Consider the following 20,682-nt stretch of genomic DNA (forward strand, 5'->3'; position numbering starts at 1 on the left):
GGACGAAGTTACTCCTCGTCGCCTCGGCCGCCGTCGGCCCCCGCCCGGTTCCCACCGGCCCCGGCGTCCTGCCGCTGGGTGGGCGTCGGCTCCAATGCGACGCTCCACAGCCGCTGATGAGCGGCGACGCGCGGCGAGCCGTCGCTCTCGGCCGGACGCAGCCGCACCACCTCGCCGACGGCGCGGCGAAGTCCCGGCGGCCCCTGGACCCGCAGGAACTCTCCGATCCGGCCGGCCCGATACCGCAGCGGTGAGCCGATTAGCTCGCCCATCACCACGCCGGCCCCGATGGCGAGCGCGGTCGCGGCAGCCGCCAGCGCCTGGGCCACGCCGTCGGCGAAGTTCTTGTCCACGGCGAAGTAGAACACCGCACGGAAGACGGCGAGGCCCGGCAGCATCGGCGTGATGCCTGCGGTCGCCGTCACCAGAGCCGGGGCCTGTCGGCGAATCGAGATCAGGGTGGCGAGAAAGCCGACGCCGGCCGCCGCGATACCGGTGGCGACCACCGAGCCGAAGCCGCTGAGACCGAGACCGATCAGCACCAGCTCGGCGAGGCCGGCCGCGATGCCCGCGGTGGCCACCGAGCGCAGCCGCCCGTAGCTCGCGATGGTCAGGCATGCCCCGGCCATCGCGGCGCCGAGGACGGCGAGCGTGATCGGGATCGGCTGATTCGGCAGGACGAAGATCTCGGTGGAGTCGACCTGCAGCGCGATCTCGATCCCGAGGAACGCCGACACCTGGAGTCCGGCAAGAATGCCGACCACGATCCCCGCGGTCAGGAACAGCACGTCGCCGAGCCGGGCGGCCGCGGTGAGCATGTAGCCGGTGAGCGCGTCCTGCACCGAACCCACCAGAGTCATCCCCGCCAGCAGCATCACGATGCCGGTGGCCACCAGCGGGGTGGGCCCCTGCCCGGCGAACCGGTACGCGGCCACCGCCACCAGGGTCGCGATGAAGGCGCCGGCCGCCTGCTGGAAGAAGAACGGGGTGCCCGCCCGATTGAGCCGACGACCCACCCGGTCGATCACCGCGGACGTGACCGCGGCCAGCAGGCAGGTCAGCCAGGTACCTCCGAAGAGCACGGCGATACCGAGGGCGAACCCCGCCCACCCGGCGGTCGCCACCCAGCGCGGGTACGGGTGCGGCCGCTCGGACAGCTCGTCCATCGCGTCGTGCGCCTGATCGACGGACACCCCGCCGGAGGTGATCCGCCGCACCAGGCTGTCGAGTTCCGCCAGTCGTGAGTAGTCGGTGGAGCGGGCCCGCACCGACCGGACGATCGTCACCGGTGGCCTGTCGGCGGTGGGCGGGGCCGAGACGAAGATGGTGGTGACGAACACATCGACCACGCAGTCGTCGAGCTGGTAGGCCTGGGCCACGTCCTGCGCCGTCGCGACGACGTCCGCGGTGCCGGATCCGGCGGACAACATCACCTCGGCGAGCCGGATGGTGAGGTCGAGCACTTTGCGGGTGTAGCGGTCGTCCAGGCCGGCTCCGGCGAACCTGCTGCGCTGGCCTGCGCCGGGCGCGGGGTCGTGGCTTCCGCGGAGCGCGATACGCAGTCGCCGCGCACGACGGGACGTTCCCTCCGGTCGATCAGGTCCCATTGCGAGAAGGATACTGACGCTCCCCGGCCACCCTGATCGTCGACCGGTGGCGGACCGGCTATCCGGGTTGGTCGAGTTGCGCGCGCAGTTGCGCGTTCTCGGCGCGCAGCGCGGCCACCTCGCGCTGCAGCGGTACCAGATGTGGTTCCAGTTCGGCGGCGCTGAACCGCGTGGTGATGTGTTGCGGACAGTTCCAGTCGAAGGCCTCCACCGTGACGAGAACAGCCCGTTCGACCACCGCGTCATAGCCGGGGTCGGCGAAGGTGTCGATCAGTGCGCTGTCGTCCTCGGCGGTGACCACCCGCGCGTGACCGAAGATCTTCAGCCGGCGCCGGTGCACGTAGTCCATGGCGATCAGCGCGACGCGGTCGTTGCTGCCCAGATTCCCGGTGCTGATGTACTGCAGATTGCCGCGGAAGTCGGCCCAGCCGATGGTGCGGTCGTCGACGACTCGGAGAAACCCGACCGGCCCTCCTCGGAATTGGACGTAGGGCCACCCCGTCTCGCTGACGGTCGCCAGATAGAAGCTGTCGCGTTCGGCGAGATAGTCCTTCTCGTCGTCGGTGAGCGCATCAGTGCCGGGAACCGCCTTGCCCTGGACGCGCTTGCGATCGTAGAAGGCGTCGCTGCCGTAGCGGTGCTGGACGTCGCGAACGGCGTCGGTGAACGCGATGGCGCCGTAGTGCTTGCTCACCGGCTCATGTAAGCACGCGGCCCCGGGGGTCGGCAGCCGATCACATCACGTGCGCGGAATCGACACCTACCGGGCGCGAATGCGCTATTTCCACTGGGCCGCAGCGACCTACAGTCGCTTCGAGATCTTCGGCCGGCAAGCGCCGAGACGACCCGACCATCGCGAGGAAAGAATGACTGCTTTTGCCACCCGCTATCACACCGCCACCGTCGACGGGCTGGACGTGTTCTACCGCGAGGCCGGTGATCCCGCCAACCCCACAATTGTTCTGCTGCACGGGTTTCCGTCCAGTTCCCACATGTTTCGCAACCTCATCGCCTCGCTGAGCGACCGGTTCCACCTCGTCGCGCCCGACCACATCGGGTTCGGGCGTTCGGCGATGCCGTCGGTGGACGAGTTCACCTACAGCTTCGACCGGCTGACCGAGGTGACGGAAACGCTGATCGAGCAGCTGGGACTCCAGCGCTTCGCCATCTACATCCACGACTACGGCGCGCCGATCGGTCTGCGGATCGCCAGCCGTCGCCCCGAACGCATCACCGCGATCATCAGCCAGAGTGGCAACGCGTACCTGGAGGGCTTCACCCCGTTCTGGGACATCCTGTTCGCCCACGCCAAGGACCGCGCCGCCAACGAGCAAGGGGTGCGCGAGTACTTCACCCTCAAGACCACCCACTGGCAGTACACCCACGGGGTTCCCGCGGACCGTCTGAACCGGATCGCGCCTGAGGCATGGCTTCTCGACCAACTGGGACTGGATCGCGAGGGCAACGACGCCATCCAGTTGCAGCTGTTCTGGGACTATCAGTTCAACCTCGACGGATACCCGGCGTTTCAGGAGTACTTCCGCACGCATCAGCCGCCGCTTCTTGTGACGTGGGGCCGCAACGACGAGATCTTCGGCGTTGCCGGCGCCGAGGCCTTCCGCCGCGACCTGCCCGACGGCGAGTACCACCTGCTCGACACCGGCCACTTCGCGCTGGAGACGCATGGCGACGAGATCAGCGGATACATCCGCGAATTCCTGACCGACGACGTGGTCGGGAGATGACCGCGACAGGTCTCACCGAGGCATGCTCATGGCGCGGTGCGCCCTGACCCTGCCTGCCCACGTCTGCGACGCCAGGTACTCGCCCGGCGTGGCGCCGAACCGACTGCGGAAGGCTTTGATGAAGTGGGACAGACTCGGGTACCCGACTCTGCGCGCCACCTCCGTCACGCCGAGCCGGCCCTCGTCGAGCAACTCCCGCGCCCGGGTCAGCCGCTGCTCTTTCACGAACTGGTACGGCGAACGCCCCGTGCTCTCCCGGAACAACCGGGAGAACGCCGAGGGACTGAGGTTGACCTGCCGGGCGAGATCGGTGACGGTCAACGGGTCCGCCAGATGGACGGCGATGTAGTCCAGCGCCGCGGCGATGGTGTTGGCCGCCATCTGTTGGGCCGCAAGGCGAACCAGAAATGCGTACTGGTCACGCTGCAATACGCGGTACACCATCTCCTGCAGATACAGCGGCGACAGGACCCGACGATCGGGAACGCTCGACAAGGAGCGCAGAAAGCGCACGACGCTGCCCATCAGCACGTCGTCGACGGCTGACACCAGGCATTCGTCGCTCTGCTCCCCGCACGGAAACGGTCTGTCGCACAACAGGATGTCGGCTGAAACCTTGATGATGAGCTGCGGGTCGACCTCCAGAACGAAACAGAGGCACGGCCGCTCGGGTGACGCGTCGAAGGGCCGGCATTCGCCTGACCGATGATTGCCGATCACCACACACGTGACGCTGTGACGGTCGCCGTCCGCGCCGGCTTCTCGTCTCGCCTGCCCGAAGATGCCTATCGAGAGAGTTTTGGCCTGAGCCCACCGCGTGTCGGACGGGTCGACGAGTCGGTAGAACGCCAACCCGGGCCACACACTCGCCGCGGCAGAGTCGGCCTCTGTCCGCGTTGCCAATTCGGCGATGAGTTCTGCCGATGGGTGCTGATAGCCGATGGCACTGGTCGCAGCCATCGGCGCCCCCGTTCAGTGAGGGTCGATCGACCCACTCAGTGTAGTGAGACTACAGTGACAATTTGGTCACTGCAATAACTAGCTTGTAGGTCTAGTCGGTTGAGTGTCGCTGTGGCCTTCTGATATGTTGGCGTTCCATGAAGCGCCAGGCCTGCCGGTGATGGCGCCGGACGACACCGGATCTTCGCCGCGTCGTACCCGGCGCGATGAATACGCCGAACAGACTCGTCAGGCCGTGGTCGAGGCCGCCAGGGCACTGTTCGCCGAGCGCGGGTACTTCGCGACCACCGTCAACGACATCGCTGCGGCCAGCCGGGTGTCGGCGGGCACGGTGTACCAGCAATGCGGTGGCAAGCAAGGCCTGCTGCGCACGTTGATGGACATGTGGACCACGGCACCTCTCGTTCAGCAGACGCTCGACCAGGTCAACGCGGCCGAGAGCCTCGACGAGGCGCTCGGCGTGCTCGCCGATTCCTACCTCGAGTTCTGGCGCCGGTTCGACGACATCGTCCAGCTCGTCGCCGCGACCGCCGCTCATGATGGCGACGCGACGGAGTCGTTGTCCCAGGCGATAATTCGGCACCGAAGCGCGCTGCACGAGATCGCCCGCAAGGTCCGTCACCTCGGTGGTTTCGACGGCACGTTCTCCGACGACGACTTCGCGGACATCACCCTGTACCACTACGGCCCGCAGAACGGCTTTCATTTCACCGTGACCGTGCTGGGCTGGCCAGAAGACCGGGCGCGCGACTTTCTCAGCGCTCAATTCGCCCACTCGCTGTTCGAGCTGGGCGGGGCGCCTCGCTCCTGATGCTCCTCTGCGCCCACCCAGCGGCCTGAACTGCGACTTCCTGCGGTCGTGACACTCTGGCGCGTGTGACTCCGCATGCAATCATTTCCGGTGCCGGCATCGGCGGTCCGGCGCTGGCCCATCAACTGTCAGCGCGCGGCTGGCGAACCACCGTGATCGAGCGCTACCCGCAGCGCCGTGACGAAGGCCAGAACGTCGACATCCGCGGCGCGGCGCGCGAGGTGGTACGGCGGATGGGCGTCGACGCCGACATCCGTGCGGCCGGCACCGGCGAGGTGGGCACCCGCTTCGTCAGGGCAGACGGGTCGGCGGCCGCGTCGTTTCGGGTCGGCAGCCCCGGTGACACGGACGGTCCCACCGCCGAGTTGGAGATCCTGCGGGGCGAACTGTCCCGCATCCTCATCGAGCGCACCGCCGACGGCACCGACTACCGGTTCGACACGCAGCTCACCGGCGTCACCGAGCACGGTGACGGCGTGTCTGTCGCGCTCGCTGACGGAACGTCGCTCGACGCCGACCTGCTGGTGATCGCCGAGGGCCTGCATTCGCGGTCGCGCCGACTGGTCACCGACGTCCACGTCAACGACCTGGGCATGTACTTCGCCTACGCGACGATCCCCCGCGACGGATCGGACGACCTCTGGTGGGAGTGGCAGCATGCGACCAGGTCGCGCGCCGTCCATCTGCGGCCGGACAACCTCGGGACCACCCGTGCCATCCTGACCTTCATCTCGGACGTCCGCGGCCTCGACGAGCTGGACCGGGACAGCCAGATCACCATCCTGCGAAGCACTTTCGCCGACGTCGGCGGTGCCGCCCCGCGCGTGCTCGCAGCGCTGGAGGCCGGTGCGCCGATGTACTTCTCCGTCGCCGGTCAGGTGCGATCCCCGCAATGGAGCAAGGGCAGGATCACCCTGCTGGGGGACGCCGCGTCCTGCAACGCCACGTTCGGCGGCGCAGGAACCAGCCTCGCGCTCATCGGCGCCTACATCCTCGCGGGTGAGCTCGCCGCCACCGCCGACGTCGAGTCGGCCCTGTCGCGGTACCAACGCGTGATGCAGCCCTTTGCCGACGCCGCTCCCCGTGTCCGTGCCGGGGTACTACGTCTGGCGAATCCGCGGACGCGCAACGGGATTCGCGTTCTCCACGCCGGCGCCGCGCTCGCCGCCGGACCCGTCGGCAGGGCCGTGGCCGGCATCGCGGGCAGGGGCGTGGTCAACCTCGGGGCCGACCGCCTGCCGCTGCCCGATTACCCGCGCGCAGGTTGACGGCAACCGAGGGGACAGCCGGGGCAGATTCACCCGGGGGCTGCGGCGATGACGCCGGACTACATTTGTGAGGGCATCGCCCGACGGGAATGGCTCGGCGGCGAACACGGTTGGAGACGCACGTGAGTGAGAACGCAGAATTGAGTCCCACCGACTGGGTGCGGGAACAGACCCAGCGCATCCTGGAGCAGGGCACGACCGACGGCGTCGAGGTACTCGACCGGCCGATCGTCCTGTTCACCACCACCGGTGCGCAGTCCGGCAAGAAGCGGTACGTGCCGCTCATGCGGGTCGAGGAGGACGGCCGCTACGCGATGGTCGCGTCCAAGGGCGGCGATCCCAAGCATCCGAGCTGGTACTTCAACGTCAAGGCGAACCCGTCGGTGACCGTGCAGGACGGGGACAAAGTCCTGGAGGGCACCGCACGCGAGATCGACGGCGACGAGCGCGAGCACTGGTGGAAGCTTGCCGTCGAGGCGTACCCGCCGTACGCGGAGTACCAGACCAAGACCTCGCGGCAGATCCCCGTCTTCCTCGTCGAATAGCAGCTCACACGGCCGCGGTGCGGCGCATCGGTGTGAAGGGCGGCGGGGCGAGTTGGTTAGTGTGCCTCTCATGACCGCAGCAGCAGAAGCGTCGCCGATGGAGGCGCGCGTCGGCCATTACTACCAGATGGACGGCACCTACCTGGTGGGCCGCGAGAAGGTTCGCGAGTACGCCCGCGCCGTGCAGGACTATCACCCCGCCCACTGGAACGTCGCGGCCGCCGCCGAGCTCGGTTATTCGGACGTCATCGCGCCGCTGACATTCACCTCTGCCCCGGGGATGCAGTGCAACCGCCGGATGTTCGAACAGATCGTCGTCGGCTACGACACCTACCTGCAGACCGAGGAGGTGTTCGAGCAGCACCGCCCGATCGTGGCCGGGGACGAGCTACTGATCGACGTCGAACTGACGGCGGTGCGCCGGACCGCGGGCAGGGACTTCATCACGGTCACCAACACCTTCACCGACACCGCGGGCGAGCGGGTACACACCCTGCACACCACGGTCGTCGGCGTCACCGCCGAGGACATCGACGCGGGTGTGAAGACGGCCGTGCAGAAGGTGATGATGCACGACATGAACATCCTGGACATTCCGGGATCGGACGGCGCCTACGACAAAGAGCTGCGCCCCGAGGGGGAAATCAGGATGTCCGACGGCGGGCTCACCCGGACTCCGGGCACGCCGTCGTTCGACGACGTCAAGGTGGGCGACGAACTCCCGGTGCACCACACCCGGCTGTCACGGGGTGACCTGGTGAACTACGCCGGGGTGGCCGGTGACGCGAACCCCATTCACTGGGACGAGGAGGTCGCCAAGCTGGCCGGCCTGCCCGATGTGATCGCGCACGGCATGCTCACGATGGGGCTGGGTGCCGGCTTCGCCTCCACTTGGACCGGCGATCCGGGTGCGGTCACCCGGTACGCGGTGCGGCTGTCCGCGCCGGCGATCGTGCCGGCCACCGAGGGTGCGGACATCGAGTTCAGCGGCAAGGTCAGGTCCCTGGACCCGGACACCCGCAGCGGTGTGGTGATCGTCGGCGCGAAGTCGGCGGGCAAGAAGATCTTCGGGCTCGCGACCATGAATGTGCGTTTCCGCTGATCCCTCGCATCACCGGCCCGAGGCCAGCGTCTGCGACAGCCATCTCCCGATCCCCCGCGGATCAGCGACGTGGTCGGGAACGACCCTGCGCATCGCGGCGTTGACGGCGATCGGGGCCTCGCAGGTGGCCGGATCTTGCACCACGACCCTGCCGCCGGCCGCTTTGACGGCTTCACAGCCCGACGCGCCGTCGTCGTTGGCACACGAGAGAAGAACCGCTGTCACCGAATTGGTGAGGTGGGCGGCGCTGGCGAAGACGACATCCAGCGATGGCCGCGAATGCGCGACCGGCGCATCCAGCGTCAGGTGCGCCCGCACCCCGGGGCCCGCCTGGTAGAGGGACAGTGGGGTGCCCTGCTCTGTGGACAGCCGTCGCTCCTGACCCAACACCAGGTGGTAGCCGGCGGGCGCCACCGTCACTGCACCTGGCGGACACACCCATGGACTGGCATCGGGTTCGTGAACAGGTATCGCGGTATAGGTCTGGAGCACGTCGGCCAGCGGCGACGGGTCTGGAGAGCGGTGCAGTACAACGCCGATCACGGTGTCGCGGATGTCGTCGAGCGTCTCGAAAATGCCGCGGAGGGCTTTCATGCCGCCGGCGCTGCCGCCGAAGACGACGACGTCAGGGCCAGACACGGTGGTTCTTGGTCACATAGATACCCAGGCGACGGTCCAGTGGCGTGAACAGTTTGGCCCCGTCACCGGTGAGTCCTTCCCGCGGACCGATGACGAGATTGCCGAAGGGCGCCAGACTTTCCTCGAAGATGCCCTCCACCCGACGCTGCAACGTCTCCTCAAAATAGATGAAGACGTTTCTGCACATGATCAGGTTGAACTCCCCGAATGTGCTGTCGGTGGCGAGATTGTGCGAGAAGAACTCCAGCCGCGAGCGCAGTTCCGGGCTGAGGATGCACCGATCGTATTTCGCCACGTACCAGTCGGAGAACGGACGCTGCCCGCCACTCGCCTGGTAATTGCGCGTGGCGCGGACGATGGCGTCGGCAGGATAGATCGCGGTGGTGGCGACTCTCAGCGAGTCGCTGTCGATGTCGGTCGCGTAGATGGTGGTCCGATCCAACAGTCCCTCCTCGGCGAGCAGGATGGCGATGGAATAGGCCTCCTCACCTGTGGCGCATCCCGCGACCCAGATCCGGATCCGCGGATAGGTCGCCAATCGCGGCAGCACCTCCTCGCGGAGTTTGGCGAACACCTTCGGATCCCGGAACATCTCGGTGACGTTCACCGTCATCCCCGCCAGAAGCGCGGCCAGCAGGTCCGGATCGCGCAACACCTGTCCCTGAGCTTCGGAGATGGTGCGGAAGGAGTGCCGCTGCACGAACGCGGCCAGCCGTCGATTGCGCGACGCGTCACTGTAGTGGCGGAAGTCGTACCCCAGATGCTCGTACACCGCGTAGAAGAACGCGTCCGCCTCGATCTGGGCCAACTCCCGCGCCCGGCCCGACTCCGGCTTGTCCGCGGACATCACGTCTCTGCGGATTGAGGCTGTGCCCGGGGTCGGCCGGCCAGCCACACTCGCAGCACCGAGGTGAGCTGATCCATGTCCACGGGTTTGGTGACGTAGTCCGACGCGCCCGCATCGAGGCACTTCTGCCGGTCACCTTTCATGGCTTTCGCAGTGAGCGCGACGATAGGGAGATTGCGCCAGCGCGAATCGGCCCGGATACGGCGCATCGCCTCGTAGCCGTCCATGACGGGCATCATGATGTCCATCAGGACCAGTCCGATCTCGGGATGCTCGGCCAGGCTGTCCAGCCCCAACTGCCCGTTGCTCGCCGGTATCACCGTGATGCCGTACCGCTTTAGAGCGCTGCCGAGTGAGAAGACGTTCCGGACGTCGTCGTCGACGAGCAGGACAGTGTTGCCTTCCAGCGACTCATCGATGCGTCGGGGGTTCGCCAGGATCTCGCGTGCCGAGTCCGGCATGTCACCGGCCACACGATGCAGGAACAGCGCTGTCTCGTCCAGCAGTCGCTCCGGCGATCTGGCGTTCTTGAGCACGATGGCGGCGGCCAGGTGCTCCAGGCGCCCGGTTTCGGCCGCGGTCAATTCTCTACCCGTGTGCACGATCACGGGCAGGCTCTTCTCCTTGAGCTGGTCCTTGATCCGCTCGATGAGGTCGATGCCGTCGATGTCGGGTAGGCCCAGATCGAGCACGAGGCAGTCGTAGGTCGTGGGTCCGGACAGCTCCTCCAGTACCCGCTCACCGGTGCCCACACAGGTGATCGAGATGTCGTCACTCTCGATCATGTGCTTGACCACCTGCCGCTGATTGGCGTCATCCTCGGCAACCAGGACGTGACGGGGTCCAGGCTTGAGGAAGTCGGCCGTGGCGGCGAACATCGAACGCAGATCGGAGATCTCGGCGGGCTTGTTCAACGTCTGGATGGCGCCCATCCGTCGGCCGCGGCCGTCGTCGTTGGACCCGGAGACGACATTGACCGGAATGTGGCGGGTGGCGAGATCGTGCTTGAGGACGTCCAGCACCACCCAGCCGGCCATGTCCGGCAGCCCGATGTCCAACGTGATGGCAGCAGGTTGCCGTTCTTTGGCCAGGGCCAGAGCCATTCGGCCGCTCGGGGTCACCACAGATTCGAAGCCGGCCTCGGTGGCAAGCTCGGCCAGCATCCTCGCAAACGTGGCGTCGTCCTCCACGATCAGCAGAACGGGTTTGGTGCCCGCGGGCCAGGTGACACTCGAGGTGTCGACTGCGCCGAAGCGCGCCGCTTCGTCGTCACCGCCCTCCACGGGCGCGGGCGAGCCCGGCGCCTGCGCCGCGGGCGCCGGTACGTCGAGCCTCGATGGTGTTGTGTTGCTTCGACTCTCGGGAGTCGCGCTCCCACCGACGGGGAGGTAGCAGGTGAAGGTGGATCCCTGTCCCAGGACGCTGCGCAGCAGGATGTCGCCGCCCAGGTGCCGTGACAGCTCGCGGCTGATCGCCAGCCCCAGTCCGGTGCCACCGTACTGCCGGGCCGATCCCCGGCCTGCCTGCTGAAACGACTCGAAGATCACGTTGTGGTCCGCCTCGTCGATACCGATGCCGGTATCGACCACAGCCAGAGCCAGGTACCCCTCGCCCGGGGTGCCCGCCGTGTCGGAGGCCCCGGACAGCACGACGGTCACCGATCCCTGGTCGGTGAACTTGATCGCGTTCGCCACCAGGTTCTTGGCGATCTGTTTGATCCGGGTGTAGTCGCTGGTAAGACGTTGCGGCGCAGTATCTTCGACGTCGATGCGGAACGCGATACCCTTGTCCTGCGCGATGGGGCCGAAGGTGCGCTGCAGGAAGTGGACCAGCTCCGCGACATCGATCGATTCCCGCTCGAAGTGCAACGACCCTGATTCGACCTTCGCCAGGTCCAGCACTTCGTCGATGAGGTTGAGCAGATCCTTTCCCGACTGCTGGATGGTCTCCGCGAACTCGTGCTGCTTGTCGTTCAGTTCGTCCGAGTCGGTCAGCAGGCTAGCCAGGATCAGGATGCTGTTCAGCGGGGTACGCAGTTCATGCGACATATTCGCCAAGAACTCTGACTTGTACCGCGAGGAGACGGCCAGTTCCTCGGCCTTGACTTCCAGGGAAGCGCTGAGCCGCTGCAACTCCTCGTTCTTCTGCTCCAGCGACTGGGCCTGCGATTCAAGTCGTTCCGAACTGGCCCGCAGCTCCTCCCGCTGCGAGCGGAGTTCCTCGGTGGTCTCCTCCAGCTCGGCGTTCTGGGCCGAGAGCTGGTCCTCGCGCTGAATCAACTGTTCGTTGGCTGCTCGGAGTTCTTCTTCCTGGGTCTGCAGTTCCTCGGTCTGCGCCTGCGATACCCGCAGCAGCTCGCGTGTCTTCTGCGCCGACTCGACGGCGCCGATGGCCACCCCTGCGCCGAGGGCGATGCTCTCCAAAAGTTCGATGTCGTCGTCGGAGAACAGTCGCAGGCCTGCCAGCTCCAGCACGCCGAGTACCTCGGACTCGAACTTGATGGGAACCAGGATCAACGACACCGGATCGGTCTTGCCCAACCCCGACACGACCTCGACGTAGTCACCCGGGGCGCCGGTGACTTCGATGCGCTGCCCCTCAAGAGCACACTGACCGATCAGTCCGTCACCGAGGCCGTACGAGGTCGGTAATCCCTTGCGGCGGTGGAAGGCATACGACGCAGTGAGGGAGAACCGGCTGTGATCGTCGGGGTCCTGCAGATACAGCGCACCGTGCTTGGCACCCACCGCGTGCGCGGTGCCCGACACGATGATCCCGCCCACCTGAGCCAGGGTTTCCGCTCCCTGCACGTCGGTCATCAGGTTCGCTTGAATCTCTTTGGCACGCCGCGCTTTCTCATTCTGCAGCGCGGCGCCCGTGACCGTGCGGTGGATGTTGCGGCTGGTCACGAGCAGCAGGGCACCGAGCACCGCAACAATCGCGCTCGCGAAGATCCACAGTGTGCCCTTGGTGAAACGGATCGCCTGCGCAGCAGTGCGATTGGCGTCATCCACCGCTCGTACCGCCTCTTGCTCAACCTGACTCAGCTGGTTCTCCAAGCCGGCCGCCTCATCGTCGAGTTCTCGGGAGGTCGCCGCGTCTCGTGACTCCTGGTTGTTCGCGATGCTGGCCCGATAGTTGTCCTGGAATGTCGCCCAGGTCGCCAGCGCCTGCTGGTACTGCAACCGAATGCTGCTGTTCGTCTCCTCGGCGGCCGCCGTGCGGAGGTCCATGTCGATGACGCTGTCCAGATTGTCGAGTTCGTCGGAGAGCTCGGCACGCCGCGCGGGATCGTCGGCCACCAGAAACTGGTTGTACTTGGTCAGCAGACTCTGGAGGTCCCGCGCGGTGTCCAGCGCGGCCACCTGCGAATTCCTGGCCTCGGCACGTTTCTCGTAGAGGGATGAGATCCGGTTGATCTGGACCGTATACAGCGCGTTCGCGAGGATGATCGCCAACAGAGCTGATCCGCAGAGGATTGCAAGTCGTTTGGTGAGCGTCATGTCGCCCTATCTCTCGTCCGCACCTTGATCGGACCCGACAGACATCCGGTTACCGACATAAGCGGCCAAGTCGGTTACCTCTATCGGATGCGAGTACAGAAAGCCCTGCTGCAGAACGCAACCCGCTTCTCGAAGCCAATCGGCCTGACCCTCCGTCTCCACACCCTCGGCGATCAGGTCGATCTGCATGCAGGCTGCCACCGCGATCTGACTGCGGACCAGCCGCTGCACACGCTCGTTCTCGTGAACCTCGGAGATGAACGATCGGTCGATCTTCAACCAGTCGACGGGAACGTGCATCAGATTGGCCATGCTCGCGTGCTCCACCCCGAAATCATCCATCGCCAGTCTGAAACCGATGTCCCGGGCACGCCGGAGGGCGGCGTGGGCGGGCGCGGGATCTCCGGCGAACGCGCGCTCGGTCAGTTCCAGGCACACGTTCTCCGGCGCGACTCCGGTGTTGCGGTGAGCGCTGACCAGGTGATCGAGGAACTCGCTGTCGAGCACCTGGTCGGGCGAGAGATTTACGTGCAGCTTCAGATCACGCCTGTCGAGAGCCACATAGTCTTCGAAAGTGCGTGTCAGGATCCAGCGGCCCAGCGGCCGTACCTGCCCGGAATCCTCTGCCAGAGCGATGATCTCGCTCGCGGGGATCTCTTCATCGCCCACCCGCCAACGGACGAGGGCCTCGATGCCGAACAGGGCACCGGATGCCGCGTTCACGATCGGCTGGTAGACCATGCGGAATTCCGATCGGGTGATGGCATCGGACACTTCGGCGCGCAGATGTGCCCTCCCCTGGTGCCGCGACCCGATCGCATCCGTGTAGAGCACGCATTCGCGAAGCTGGTTCTTTTTCGCCTCGAACATGGCAATGTCGGCCTGCGACAGCAACTCCTCGGGGGTGCGGGCGCCCGCTCCCAGACATGCGATGCCCATGCTCAGCGACGGACGCAAGGTCGCGTGTCTGCAGCGCACCAGCTCGTCCTGAACCTGCTCGAGGATCGTATTTCCGACGATCACCGCCGTATTGGGCGACGGCACGCCCTCCAACAGCACGACGAACTCGTCCCCACCGACACGGCACACCAGTGTCTCGTCGCCCACGGCGGCCCGCAGGCGCGTCGCCACCTCCAGCAGTAGTTCGTCACCGGTGTCATGCCCGTAGGTGTCGTTGACGATCTTGAACTGGTTGACATCGGCATACAGCAGCGCGACAAGTCCCTGCGCGGTGTCCTGCTCGCGGGCGAGCACGGCCAACTTCTCGTTGAGCTGGCGACGATTCGCCAGGTCGGTCAGGGGGTCGTGGCTCGCGAGGTGCCGGATCTCTGTCTGCGCATGCTTGATCTCGGTCAGATCGTGGACGACGACGGCGACGAGCAGGTCGACCGAGTCACCGATCGGCGACAACGTGATCATCACCTCGACCGGCCGCCCATCGTGCGCAGCGAGCGTCATTTCCAGCGAAACCTCCTGCCGCGTCGCCAGTGTGGCATCCAGCTGTTCTTCCAGGCGCTGCCGATCCGCCGCAACCGCGAGCTCCACGATGGATCGACCCAGCAGAGTGTCGTCATCACCGCCGAACAGCGCCGTGGCGGCCTTGTTGCAGCTGCGGATGACACCGGAGACGTCGACAGCCAGGATTGCGTCGCCGGTCGCCTGCATGACCGCGGCGTACTCCGCCTGGACCCGGTACAGCGTGGCGTTCGAGATGGCCAGCGCAGCCGCCGCGGACGCACCCCGGAAGAGCGCGACTTCGGCCTCGGTGAAGTCGGGGCCGTCGGGTCGGCCCACACAGACGACGCCGAAACGCTGGCTGCGGGCGGTCAGTTCCTCGACCATGACGGCCCCATAGGTGGTCGATGTCGTGACCTGGTCGGCCTCGGGCTCAACGAGCAACGCCTGCAACAGTTCCGACGTGCCACCGGACTCCGTGTGCGACAGCGACTCGTGCCAACCATGGTCGGGAGTCGGCAGGCGCAGCACGCATTCGGCGGCGAACACCTGGCTCAACTCGGTGACGATGGCCCGTTCCAGAGACGGCAGGTCGATACTGGCTTCGGCGAAGATGTTGGTCAGCCGCTCACGGCGCCGGGTGAAGGACAGCTCGTCCCGTTGCCGGACTTCGGCGGCGCGCGCGTCCTGCATCTGCTGCTCGTGCAGCCTCGCAGCTTCACTGCGAAGCCGGGCGAAGGATCGATCGAGTTCCAGCAGCGCTTTGACCTTCGCGTAGAACACCTGTCGCGGAACCGGCTTGACCAGGAAGTCGACCGCTCCCAGGTCGTAGCCGCGATGCAGGTCGCTGTCGTCTGCCTGACCGGTGAGGAAGACGATCGGGGTCGACGCCAGCTCTTCGACGTCTCTGATCAACTGCGCGGTCTCGAACCCGTCCATCCCCGGCATGTTGATGTCCAGGACGATCACGGCGACTTTGCGTTGCAGGAGCGCGGTGAGCGCCTCCTCGCCGGAGCCAGCCTGGGCGATCTCGCAGTCCAAAGGTGTCAACACGGTGCACAACAGCTCGCGCAGCCTCGCGTCGTCATCGACGATGAGGACCATCTGCGTGTCGTCGACCGCAGCGGTCTCGCGCGAGAGGTTAGGTGACAGGGTCATCGGTCCCGGCGTCGCCACGTCCGGGACGAGTGCCTCGAACTCCACCCGTCCACATCTCCCATACGCACGCTAATCCCCCGTCGCCCCGCAAAGTGTCTCGACGGGGTCCGCAGCGTTTCACATCATAGGTGGATCAGCTGAGGTAGACGGGCGAACCGGACGAAATTCACTGCTCCGGGCCGGAATTAACGCGAGTGTCGACTCGCCTCGGGTGTCAGCCGTGGTCGGTGCAGGTCGTCGGTCCGGTCAGCGGAGCAAGTCCGGCGGCGTGATGGACCGTGGTGAGAGTCCCAGTGTCCGAACATGGTCGGCGATGGCGCCGAGGTTCGTGGTCCACACGTCGTCGTGGTCGAGCACATAGCGCATCAGATCGTCGAGTTCGGCGGCACGCGACGTCCGCCCGGTCAGGAAGGGGTGATTGGTGAGCACCCAGCAGCCGCTGGCCCGGCGCAGCCCATCGAACTCCAGCTGCCACAGTTCACGCGCCTTGCGCGGACTCTCGATCAGCCCGCTACCGGAGATGTCGGGCAGATAGCAGTACTGCTCCCAGTCGTCGAGGGCCCACTGGATCGGGATCTCGACCAGCGACCGGTCCGCACCGGGCGTGATCGCCAGCTCATAGGGGTGGTCGGCGTCCATCAGAGACGAGTCGTACAGAAAGCCCCGCTCGGCCAGCAGCGCGGGCGTGCGCCAGGACAGGTCCCACATCGGGGCCCGGTAACCCGTGGGCCGCACCCCGGCGACGTCGGCCAGGGCGGCCAGCCCCCGGTCGAGCGCGTCGATCTCCTGCTCCAGTGTCAGCGCGGTGGGCTGTTCATGGAGGTAGCCGTGGTGGGCGATCTCGTGTCCGGCGGCGACGATGCTGCGGATCGCCTGCGGGTAGCGGTCCGCCGTGTGGCCCGGCACGAAGAACGTCGACGCGACCTGGTGACGCTCGAGCAGGTTCAGGATGCGGGGAATGCCGACCAACGGCCCGTACGCCTGATGGCTCATCACGCTCATCCGGGCACCGACGGACTCCAGGGTGCCTTCGGGACCCCACAGCACCGCCGACTCGGCATCCACATCGAAGGTGAACGCCGCTGCCGCCGTTTTGCCGTCGGGCCAGCGCAATTCACTCATCCATCGACCATAAGCGAGATCAGCTCGTAGGCCAGGTTCGCCCCGGCGACGGCGGTCACCTCGGCATGGTCGTAGGCCGGAGCCACCTCGACCACGTCCGCGCCGACGACCGTCAACGCCCGCATGGCCCGCAGTACTGCCACCAGTTCGCGGCTCGTCATCCCGCCGATCTCGGGTGTCCCTGTCCCGGGCGCGAACGCCGGATCCAGTACGTCGACGTCGATCGAGACGTATACCGGGTGATCGCCGACCCGATTGAGCACGCGTTCGATCACTCCGTCCACCCCGATGCGGTCGATGTCGCGGCAGTGCACCACGGTGAACCCGAGTTCGGCGTCTTCGAGAAGGTCGGAACGGTCGTAGAGCGACCCCCGGATGCCCACATGCGCGGAACGGTCCTTGACGAGCAGACCCTGCTCGGAGGCACGCCGAAACGGTGTGCCGTGGGTGCAGGGCGCCCCGAAGTAGGTGTCCCAGGTGTCCAGGTGGGCGTCGAAATGCACCAACGCCACCGGGCCGTGCACCTGATTGACGGCCTGCAGGGCAGGTAGCGCGATCGTGTGGTCGCCGCCGAGCAGCACGACACGCTGCTCGGGTCTGCTGATCAATCCCCTTATGCCCGCGCGGATCTCGTCGACCGCGGCGGTGATGTCGAACGGATTGGCGGCGATGTCACCAGCGTCGACCACCTGCGCCGCGGCGAACGGTGTCACATCGAGGGCCGGGTTGTAGGGCTTCAGCAACCGGGAGGCCTGGCGAATGGCCGCGGGCCCGAACCTGGCGCCCGGACGGTAGGTGACCCCGCTGTCGAAAGGCACACCCGCCACCGCGATGTCGTAGTCGCTGACTTCGTGGCGCTGCGGCAGCCGCGCGAACGTGGCGATGCCCGCGTAACGCGGGACGGCCTGTGCGTCCACCTGGCCGAAGACGCCCGGCGTGGTCTCCACATAGGGCTGGCTGTGCATTCGTTTTACCTCCGTCATCACGCTCTCGACCGGGTGGAACCGCCGTTGCACGAAATCACCTGACCGACCACCGCTTCCAACTCGAAGTCGGACAGCAGTTCGACGGCGACGGCGATCTCGTCGGGGACTCCGATGCGAGCCAAGGGAATCGATTCGGCGTAGAGCTCGTGCACGGTCCCCAGGTCGAGGCCGGCCGCACGGGCATCCACCTGCAACTGGGGCGTGTCGGTGACGCCGGGAGCAACCGCGTTCACGATGATGTGCTCGGGCGCCAGTTCTCGTCCCAGGGTCTTGACCAAGGAGATCAGCCCGGACTTCGCGGCCGCATACGCTGTCGCCTCCGGCCACCCGGTGACACCCCACTCACTCGTGATCACCACGACGCGTCCGGCGCCCGCCGCCCGCATGTGCGGAAGGACCGCCTGAACGAGGAAGAACGTGCCACCGAGATTGGTGTCCACCACCTTCCACCAGTCGGCGTCGTCGTGCTCGAGCAGTGGCGCCATGGTCATGTAGGCATGGTTGGCCACCAGGATGTCGAGCCTGCCGGTGGCCGTCACGACGTCGGCGACGACTCGCTCGCACTCGGCCGGGTCGCAGATGTCACCGGCGACGCGCACGCCGGCGATCTGATCGGCGAGGGCGGCCAGCGCGGGGCTGTCACGAATGTCGTTGACCGCCACCGTGGCGCCGGCAGCGGCCAAGCGACGAGCGTGCGCGCTGCCCATGCCCTGGGCGGCGCCGGTGACGAGCGCGACCCGCCCGGTCAGATCGGTACTCATATGACGGCTCCGGAGTTGACGTTGACGACGTCGCCCACGCTGAAGGTCGCGTCACACAGCAGATATTCGATACAGCGGGCCACCTCCCGGGGCGTGGCCAGTTTCCGCAGCGGCAGCGTGGTCAGATACTCCTTTGCGCGCCATGGGGAGTCGGCCGCGAGCAGCGGTGTGTCGGTGGGACCGGGGGCCACGCAGTTGACCGTCACTCCCTGCGGGGCCACCTCGGCGGCGAGGCTGCGTACGAAGCCGAGGATGGCGCCCTTCGCCGCCGCGTAGTGCGCGTCCCCGTCGCCACCGCCGACGGCCAGTTCGCTGGCCACCGCGACCAGCGCGCCCCGCGCGTCGACGAGGTCCGGCAGTGTCGCCCGCGCGACGTTGACCAGGCCGCCGAGGTGAACGCGCAGCATCCGCCGCCACGCGTCGACCGTGATGTCGGCGACCGGGGCCATCTCGTAGTAGCCGGCGGACGTCACGACCGCGGACACCGGCCCCAGCTGGTCGCGGAGCTCAGAAACCGCCTCGCGCACCGCGTCGGCGTCCGAAACATCAGCGGCAACAGTGTATTCAGCCCCGGCTACCGATTCCTTGAGGTCGAGGCAACCGACAGTGAACCCACGCCGGAGGAGCATGTCCACAGTGGCCGCACCGATGCCGCTGGCGCCGCCGGTGACCAGCGCGACGGGTTGTCCACTCATCGACGGTCGGCCAGCTCATCGCGGGCTTCGGCGTCGTCGACCGCATCCGTGCCGGTGATGCGGGACCGCACCGAGGCCAGGAGCGCGGCGCCGAGCACGCCGAGCACGACGACGCCGATCCACACCGACCAGTCCAGGTAGCGCTGGTCGAAGGCCACCCGCGGCCACGCGATGTTGAGGAACTGCAGGGTCGCCCATACGACGGCGACCAGTGCCACCGGCAGCGTCGCGCGGCCCAGAGAGAACGCGGCAGGGGTCCAGGCCCGGCGCAACAGCACCACGAGAAAGCCGACCAGCGGGAACAGGAAGGCGAGGTAGAAACCGCCCGCGGTGAAGTTCACCATCAACGAGTAGACGTCCCCGGCGACGATGCTGAGCAGGAACAGCGCGCTACCCACCACGGTGGTGACCAGGATCGCCACCACCGGGATGCGTGCCTTGCCGCGCAGCCGGACCAGGGCGCCGGCCGCGGGCAGCCCGCCGTCACGGGCGTAGGCCCAGATGACCCGCGACGCGGAGGTCTGCAACGCCAGGAAGCTGGCGAGGAAGCCGATGACGAACAGCACCTCCACCGGTACCGCGATTCCGGCGCCCAATGCCGTGGTCAGGGTGTCGTAGACCGGGTCGGCGACCGCGCCTTCGGCCACCGCACCCAGGTCGGGGATCGCCAGGATGATCGCGAGGCTGGAGTAGGCCACCACCACGGCGATGAATGCCAGCGAGAACAAGACCGCCTTCGGAAGGTCGCGGCGCGGCTCGTGCACCTCTTCGGCGATGGAGCCGGCGCTCTCGAAGCCGACGAAGGACCAGCCGATGAAGGCGACGGCGAGCATGAACGGTCCGGTCAGGTACGCCAGCATGTCCACGTCGGTGCCGCCGCCGGTGAACAGCACGGAGATGGAATTCTGCCGGTGGAACAGCAGCAGCCAGGTGCCCAGCACCACCGATCCGATCACCTCGGCGATGATGCTGCCGATCATGAAGATCTTCAGTGCACCCCGCCCGATCAGGTTGACCGCAGTGCCGGCCAACAGAATCACCAGGGCGATCAGTGCAAGCGTTCCTCCCGAGGGCTCCTGGATGCCGATGATGTTGGCGACGAACCCGGCCGCACCCAGAGCAACGGTGGCCATCGCGATCACCAGCGTCCACATGTAGACCCAGCCCGCGAACCAGCCGTAGGTGGTGCCGAGCAGCCGCCGCGACCACTGGTAGATCGACCCTTCCAGCGGCCACCGCGACACCAGGGTCGCGAAAATCAGCGCGACCAGGAACTGGCCGGCGAACACCAGCAGGAAGCCCCACCAGAAGCTGGGACCCGCGGCCGACAACGCCAGACCGAAGATGCCGTACAGGGCGACGATGGGCGAGATGAAGGCGAACGCGAAGGCGAACGCCGACCACAGCGAGAACTCCCTGCGGAGCACGTGCGGCTGCTGCTCGGAACTGATCTGTGACGACATGTGCTGCTCCCCGTG

At 66.8% G+C, this 20,682-nt stretch carries 17 protein-coding genes; 5 read left to right on the forward strand and 12 right to left on the reverse strand.

Translation table 11 applies throughout. The annotated features are described in order from the left end of the window. Positions 1–8 precede the first annotated feature (8 nt). Both EL337_RS28050 and EL337_RS28055 read right to left on the reverse strand, forming a co-directional pair. Positions 9–1,607 (reverse strand): threonine/serine exporter family protein, encoded by a 1,599-nt coding sequence (locus tag EL337_RS28050; RefSeq protein ID WP_048631430.1) that lies wholly within the window; start codon positions 1,605–1,607, stop codon positions 9–11. Between the two features lie 58 nt (positions 1,608–1,665). Beyond that, positions 1,666–2,301, reverse strand: a complete 636-nt coding sequence (locus EL337_RS28055; protein WP_048631431.1) for a pyridoxamine 5'-phosphate oxidase family protein — start codon at positions 2,299–2,301, stop codon at positions 1,666–1,668. A 172-nt stretch (positions 2,302–2,473) separates the two neighbouring features. On the opposite strand from EL337_RS28055, the gene EL337_RS28060 reads away from it, so the two are divergent. After that, positions 2,474–3,352: an alpha/beta fold hydrolase gene (locus EL337_RS28060; RefSeq protein WP_048631576.1), complete on the forward strand. Its 879-nt coding sequence runs from the start codon at positions 2,474–2,476 to the stop codon at positions 3,350–3,352. 12 nt (positions 3,353–3,364) lie between these two features. Here EL337_RS28060 and EL337_RS28065 read toward each other — a convergent pair whose 3' ends face one another. Next, complete coding sequence (locus EL337_RS28065) at positions 3,365–4,312, reverse strand: AraC family transcriptional regulator (protein WP_048631432.1); 948 nt, start codon at positions 4,310–4,312, stop codon at positions 3,365–3,367. 124 nt (positions 4,313–4,436) lie between these two features. On the opposite strand from EL337_RS28065, the gene EL337_RS28070 reads away from it, so the two are divergent. The 4 genes from EL337_RS28070 to EL337_RS28085 all read left to right on the forward strand — a co-directional run bounded on the left by EL337_RS28070 (position 4,437) and on the right by EL337_RS28085 (position 8,038). Then, positions 4,437–5,123: a TetR/AcrR family transcriptional regulator gene (locus EL337_RS28070; protein WP_048631433.1), complete on the forward strand. Its 687-nt coding sequence runs from the start codon at positions 4,437–4,439 to the stop codon at positions 5,121–5,123. 65 nt (positions 5,124–5,188) lie between these two features. Beyond that, positions 5,189–6,391 carry an FAD-dependent monooxygenase gene (locus EL337_RS28075; protein WP_048631434.1) on the forward strand — a complete coding sequence of 401 codons (1,203 nt, stop codon included), beginning with the start codon at positions 5,189–5,191 and terminating at the stop codon, positions 6,389–6,391. 122 nt (positions 6,392–6,513) lie between these two features. Continuing rightward, positions 6,514–6,936 carry a nitroreductase family deazaflavin-dependent oxidoreductase gene (locus tag EL337_RS28080; protein WP_306316160.1) on the forward strand — a complete coding sequence of 141 codons (423 nt, stop codon included), beginning with the start codon at positions 6,514–6,516 and terminating at the stop codon, positions 6,934–6,936. A gap of 70 nt (positions 6,937–7,006) precedes the next feature. Further along, a complete protein-coding gene (locus EL337_RS28085) occupies positions 7,007–8,038 on the forward strand; it encodes a fused (3R)-hydroxyacyl-ACP dehydratase subunits HadA/HadB (protein WP_048631436.1) in 1,032 nt (343 codons plus the stop codon). 9 nt (positions 8,039–8,047) lie between these two features. Here the strand turns inward: EL337_RS28085 and EL337_RS28090 are convergent, their stop codons facing one another. The 9 genes from EL337_RS28090 to EL337_RS28130 all read right to left on the reverse strand — a co-directional run bounded on the left by EL337_RS28090 (position 8,048) and on the right by EL337_RS28130 (position 20,667). Then, entirely contained in the window at positions 8,048–8,677 is a 630-nt protein-coding gene (locus tag EL337_RS28090) for a chemotaxis protein CheB (protein WP_048631437.1), read from the reverse strand. After that, the gene (locus EL337_RS28095; RefSeq protein ID WP_048631438.1) at positions 8,664–9,524 is read right to left on the reverse strand and encodes a CheR family methyltransferase; all 861 of its coding nucleotides are present in this window, start codon (positions 9,522–9,524) and stop codon (positions 8,664–8,666) included. The genes EL337_RS28090 and EL337_RS28095 overlap by 14 nt, the downstream gene beginning before the upstream one ends. After that, the gene (locus EL337_RS28100; RefSeq protein WP_048631439.1) at positions 9,524–13,027 is read right to left on the reverse strand and encodes a response regulator; all 3,504 of its coding nucleotides are present in this window, start codon (positions 13,025–13,027) and stop codon (positions 9,524–9,526) included. The genes EL337_RS28095 and EL337_RS28100 overlap by 1 nt, the downstream gene beginning before the upstream one ends. A 6-nt stretch (positions 13,028–13,033) precedes the next feature. Beyond that, positions 13,034–15,685, reverse strand: coding sequence for a two-component system response regulator (locus tag EL337_RS28105; RefSeq protein ID WP_232786751.1), 2,652 nt, complete (start codon positions 15,683–15,685; stop codon positions 13,034–13,036). A gap of 201 nt (positions 15,686–15,886) precedes the next feature. Then, a complete protein-coding gene (locus EL337_RS28110) occupies positions 15,887–16,762 on the reverse strand; it encodes a polysaccharide deacetylase family protein (protein WP_048631440.1) in 876 nt (291 codons plus the stop codon). Continuing rightward, positions 16,759–17,727: an agmatinase gene (speB, locus tag EL337_RS28115; RefSeq protein ID WP_048631441.1), complete on the reverse strand. Its 969-nt coding sequence runs from the start codon at positions 17,725–17,727 to the stop codon at positions 16,759–16,761. Before speB ends, EL337_RS28110 begins: the two co-directional genes overlap by 4 nt. A 17-nt stretch (positions 17,728–17,744) precedes the next feature. Then, on the reverse strand, positions 17,745–18,509 hold the full coding sequence (locus tag EL337_RS28120; RefSeq protein WP_048631442.1) for an SDR family NAD(P)-dependent oxidoreductase: 765 nt from the start codon (positions 18,507–18,509) through the stop codon (positions 17,745–17,747). Next, positions 18,506–19,204 carry an SDR family NAD(P)-dependent oxidoreductase gene (locus EL337_RS28125; RefSeq protein ID WP_048631443.1) on the reverse strand — a complete coding sequence of 233 codons (699 nt, stop codon included), beginning with the start codon at positions 19,202–19,204 and terminating at the stop codon, positions 18,506–18,508. The genes EL337_RS28120 and EL337_RS28125 overlap by 4 nt, the downstream gene beginning before the upstream one ends. Next, positions 19,201–20,667 carry an APC family permease gene (locus EL337_RS28130; RefSeq protein WP_048631444.1) on the reverse strand — a complete coding sequence of 489 codons (1,467 nt, stop codon included), beginning with the start codon at positions 20,665–20,667 and terminating at the stop codon, positions 19,201–19,203. The genes EL337_RS28125 and EL337_RS28130 overlap by 4 nt, the downstream gene beginning before the upstream one ends. Positions 20,668–20,682: the final 15 nt, after the last annotated feature.

This window comes from Mycolicibacterium aurum, from assembly GCF_900637195.1.
Lineage (GTDB): Bacteria > Actinomycetota > Actinomycetes > Mycobacteriales > Mycobacteriaceae > Mycobacterium > Mycobacterium aurum.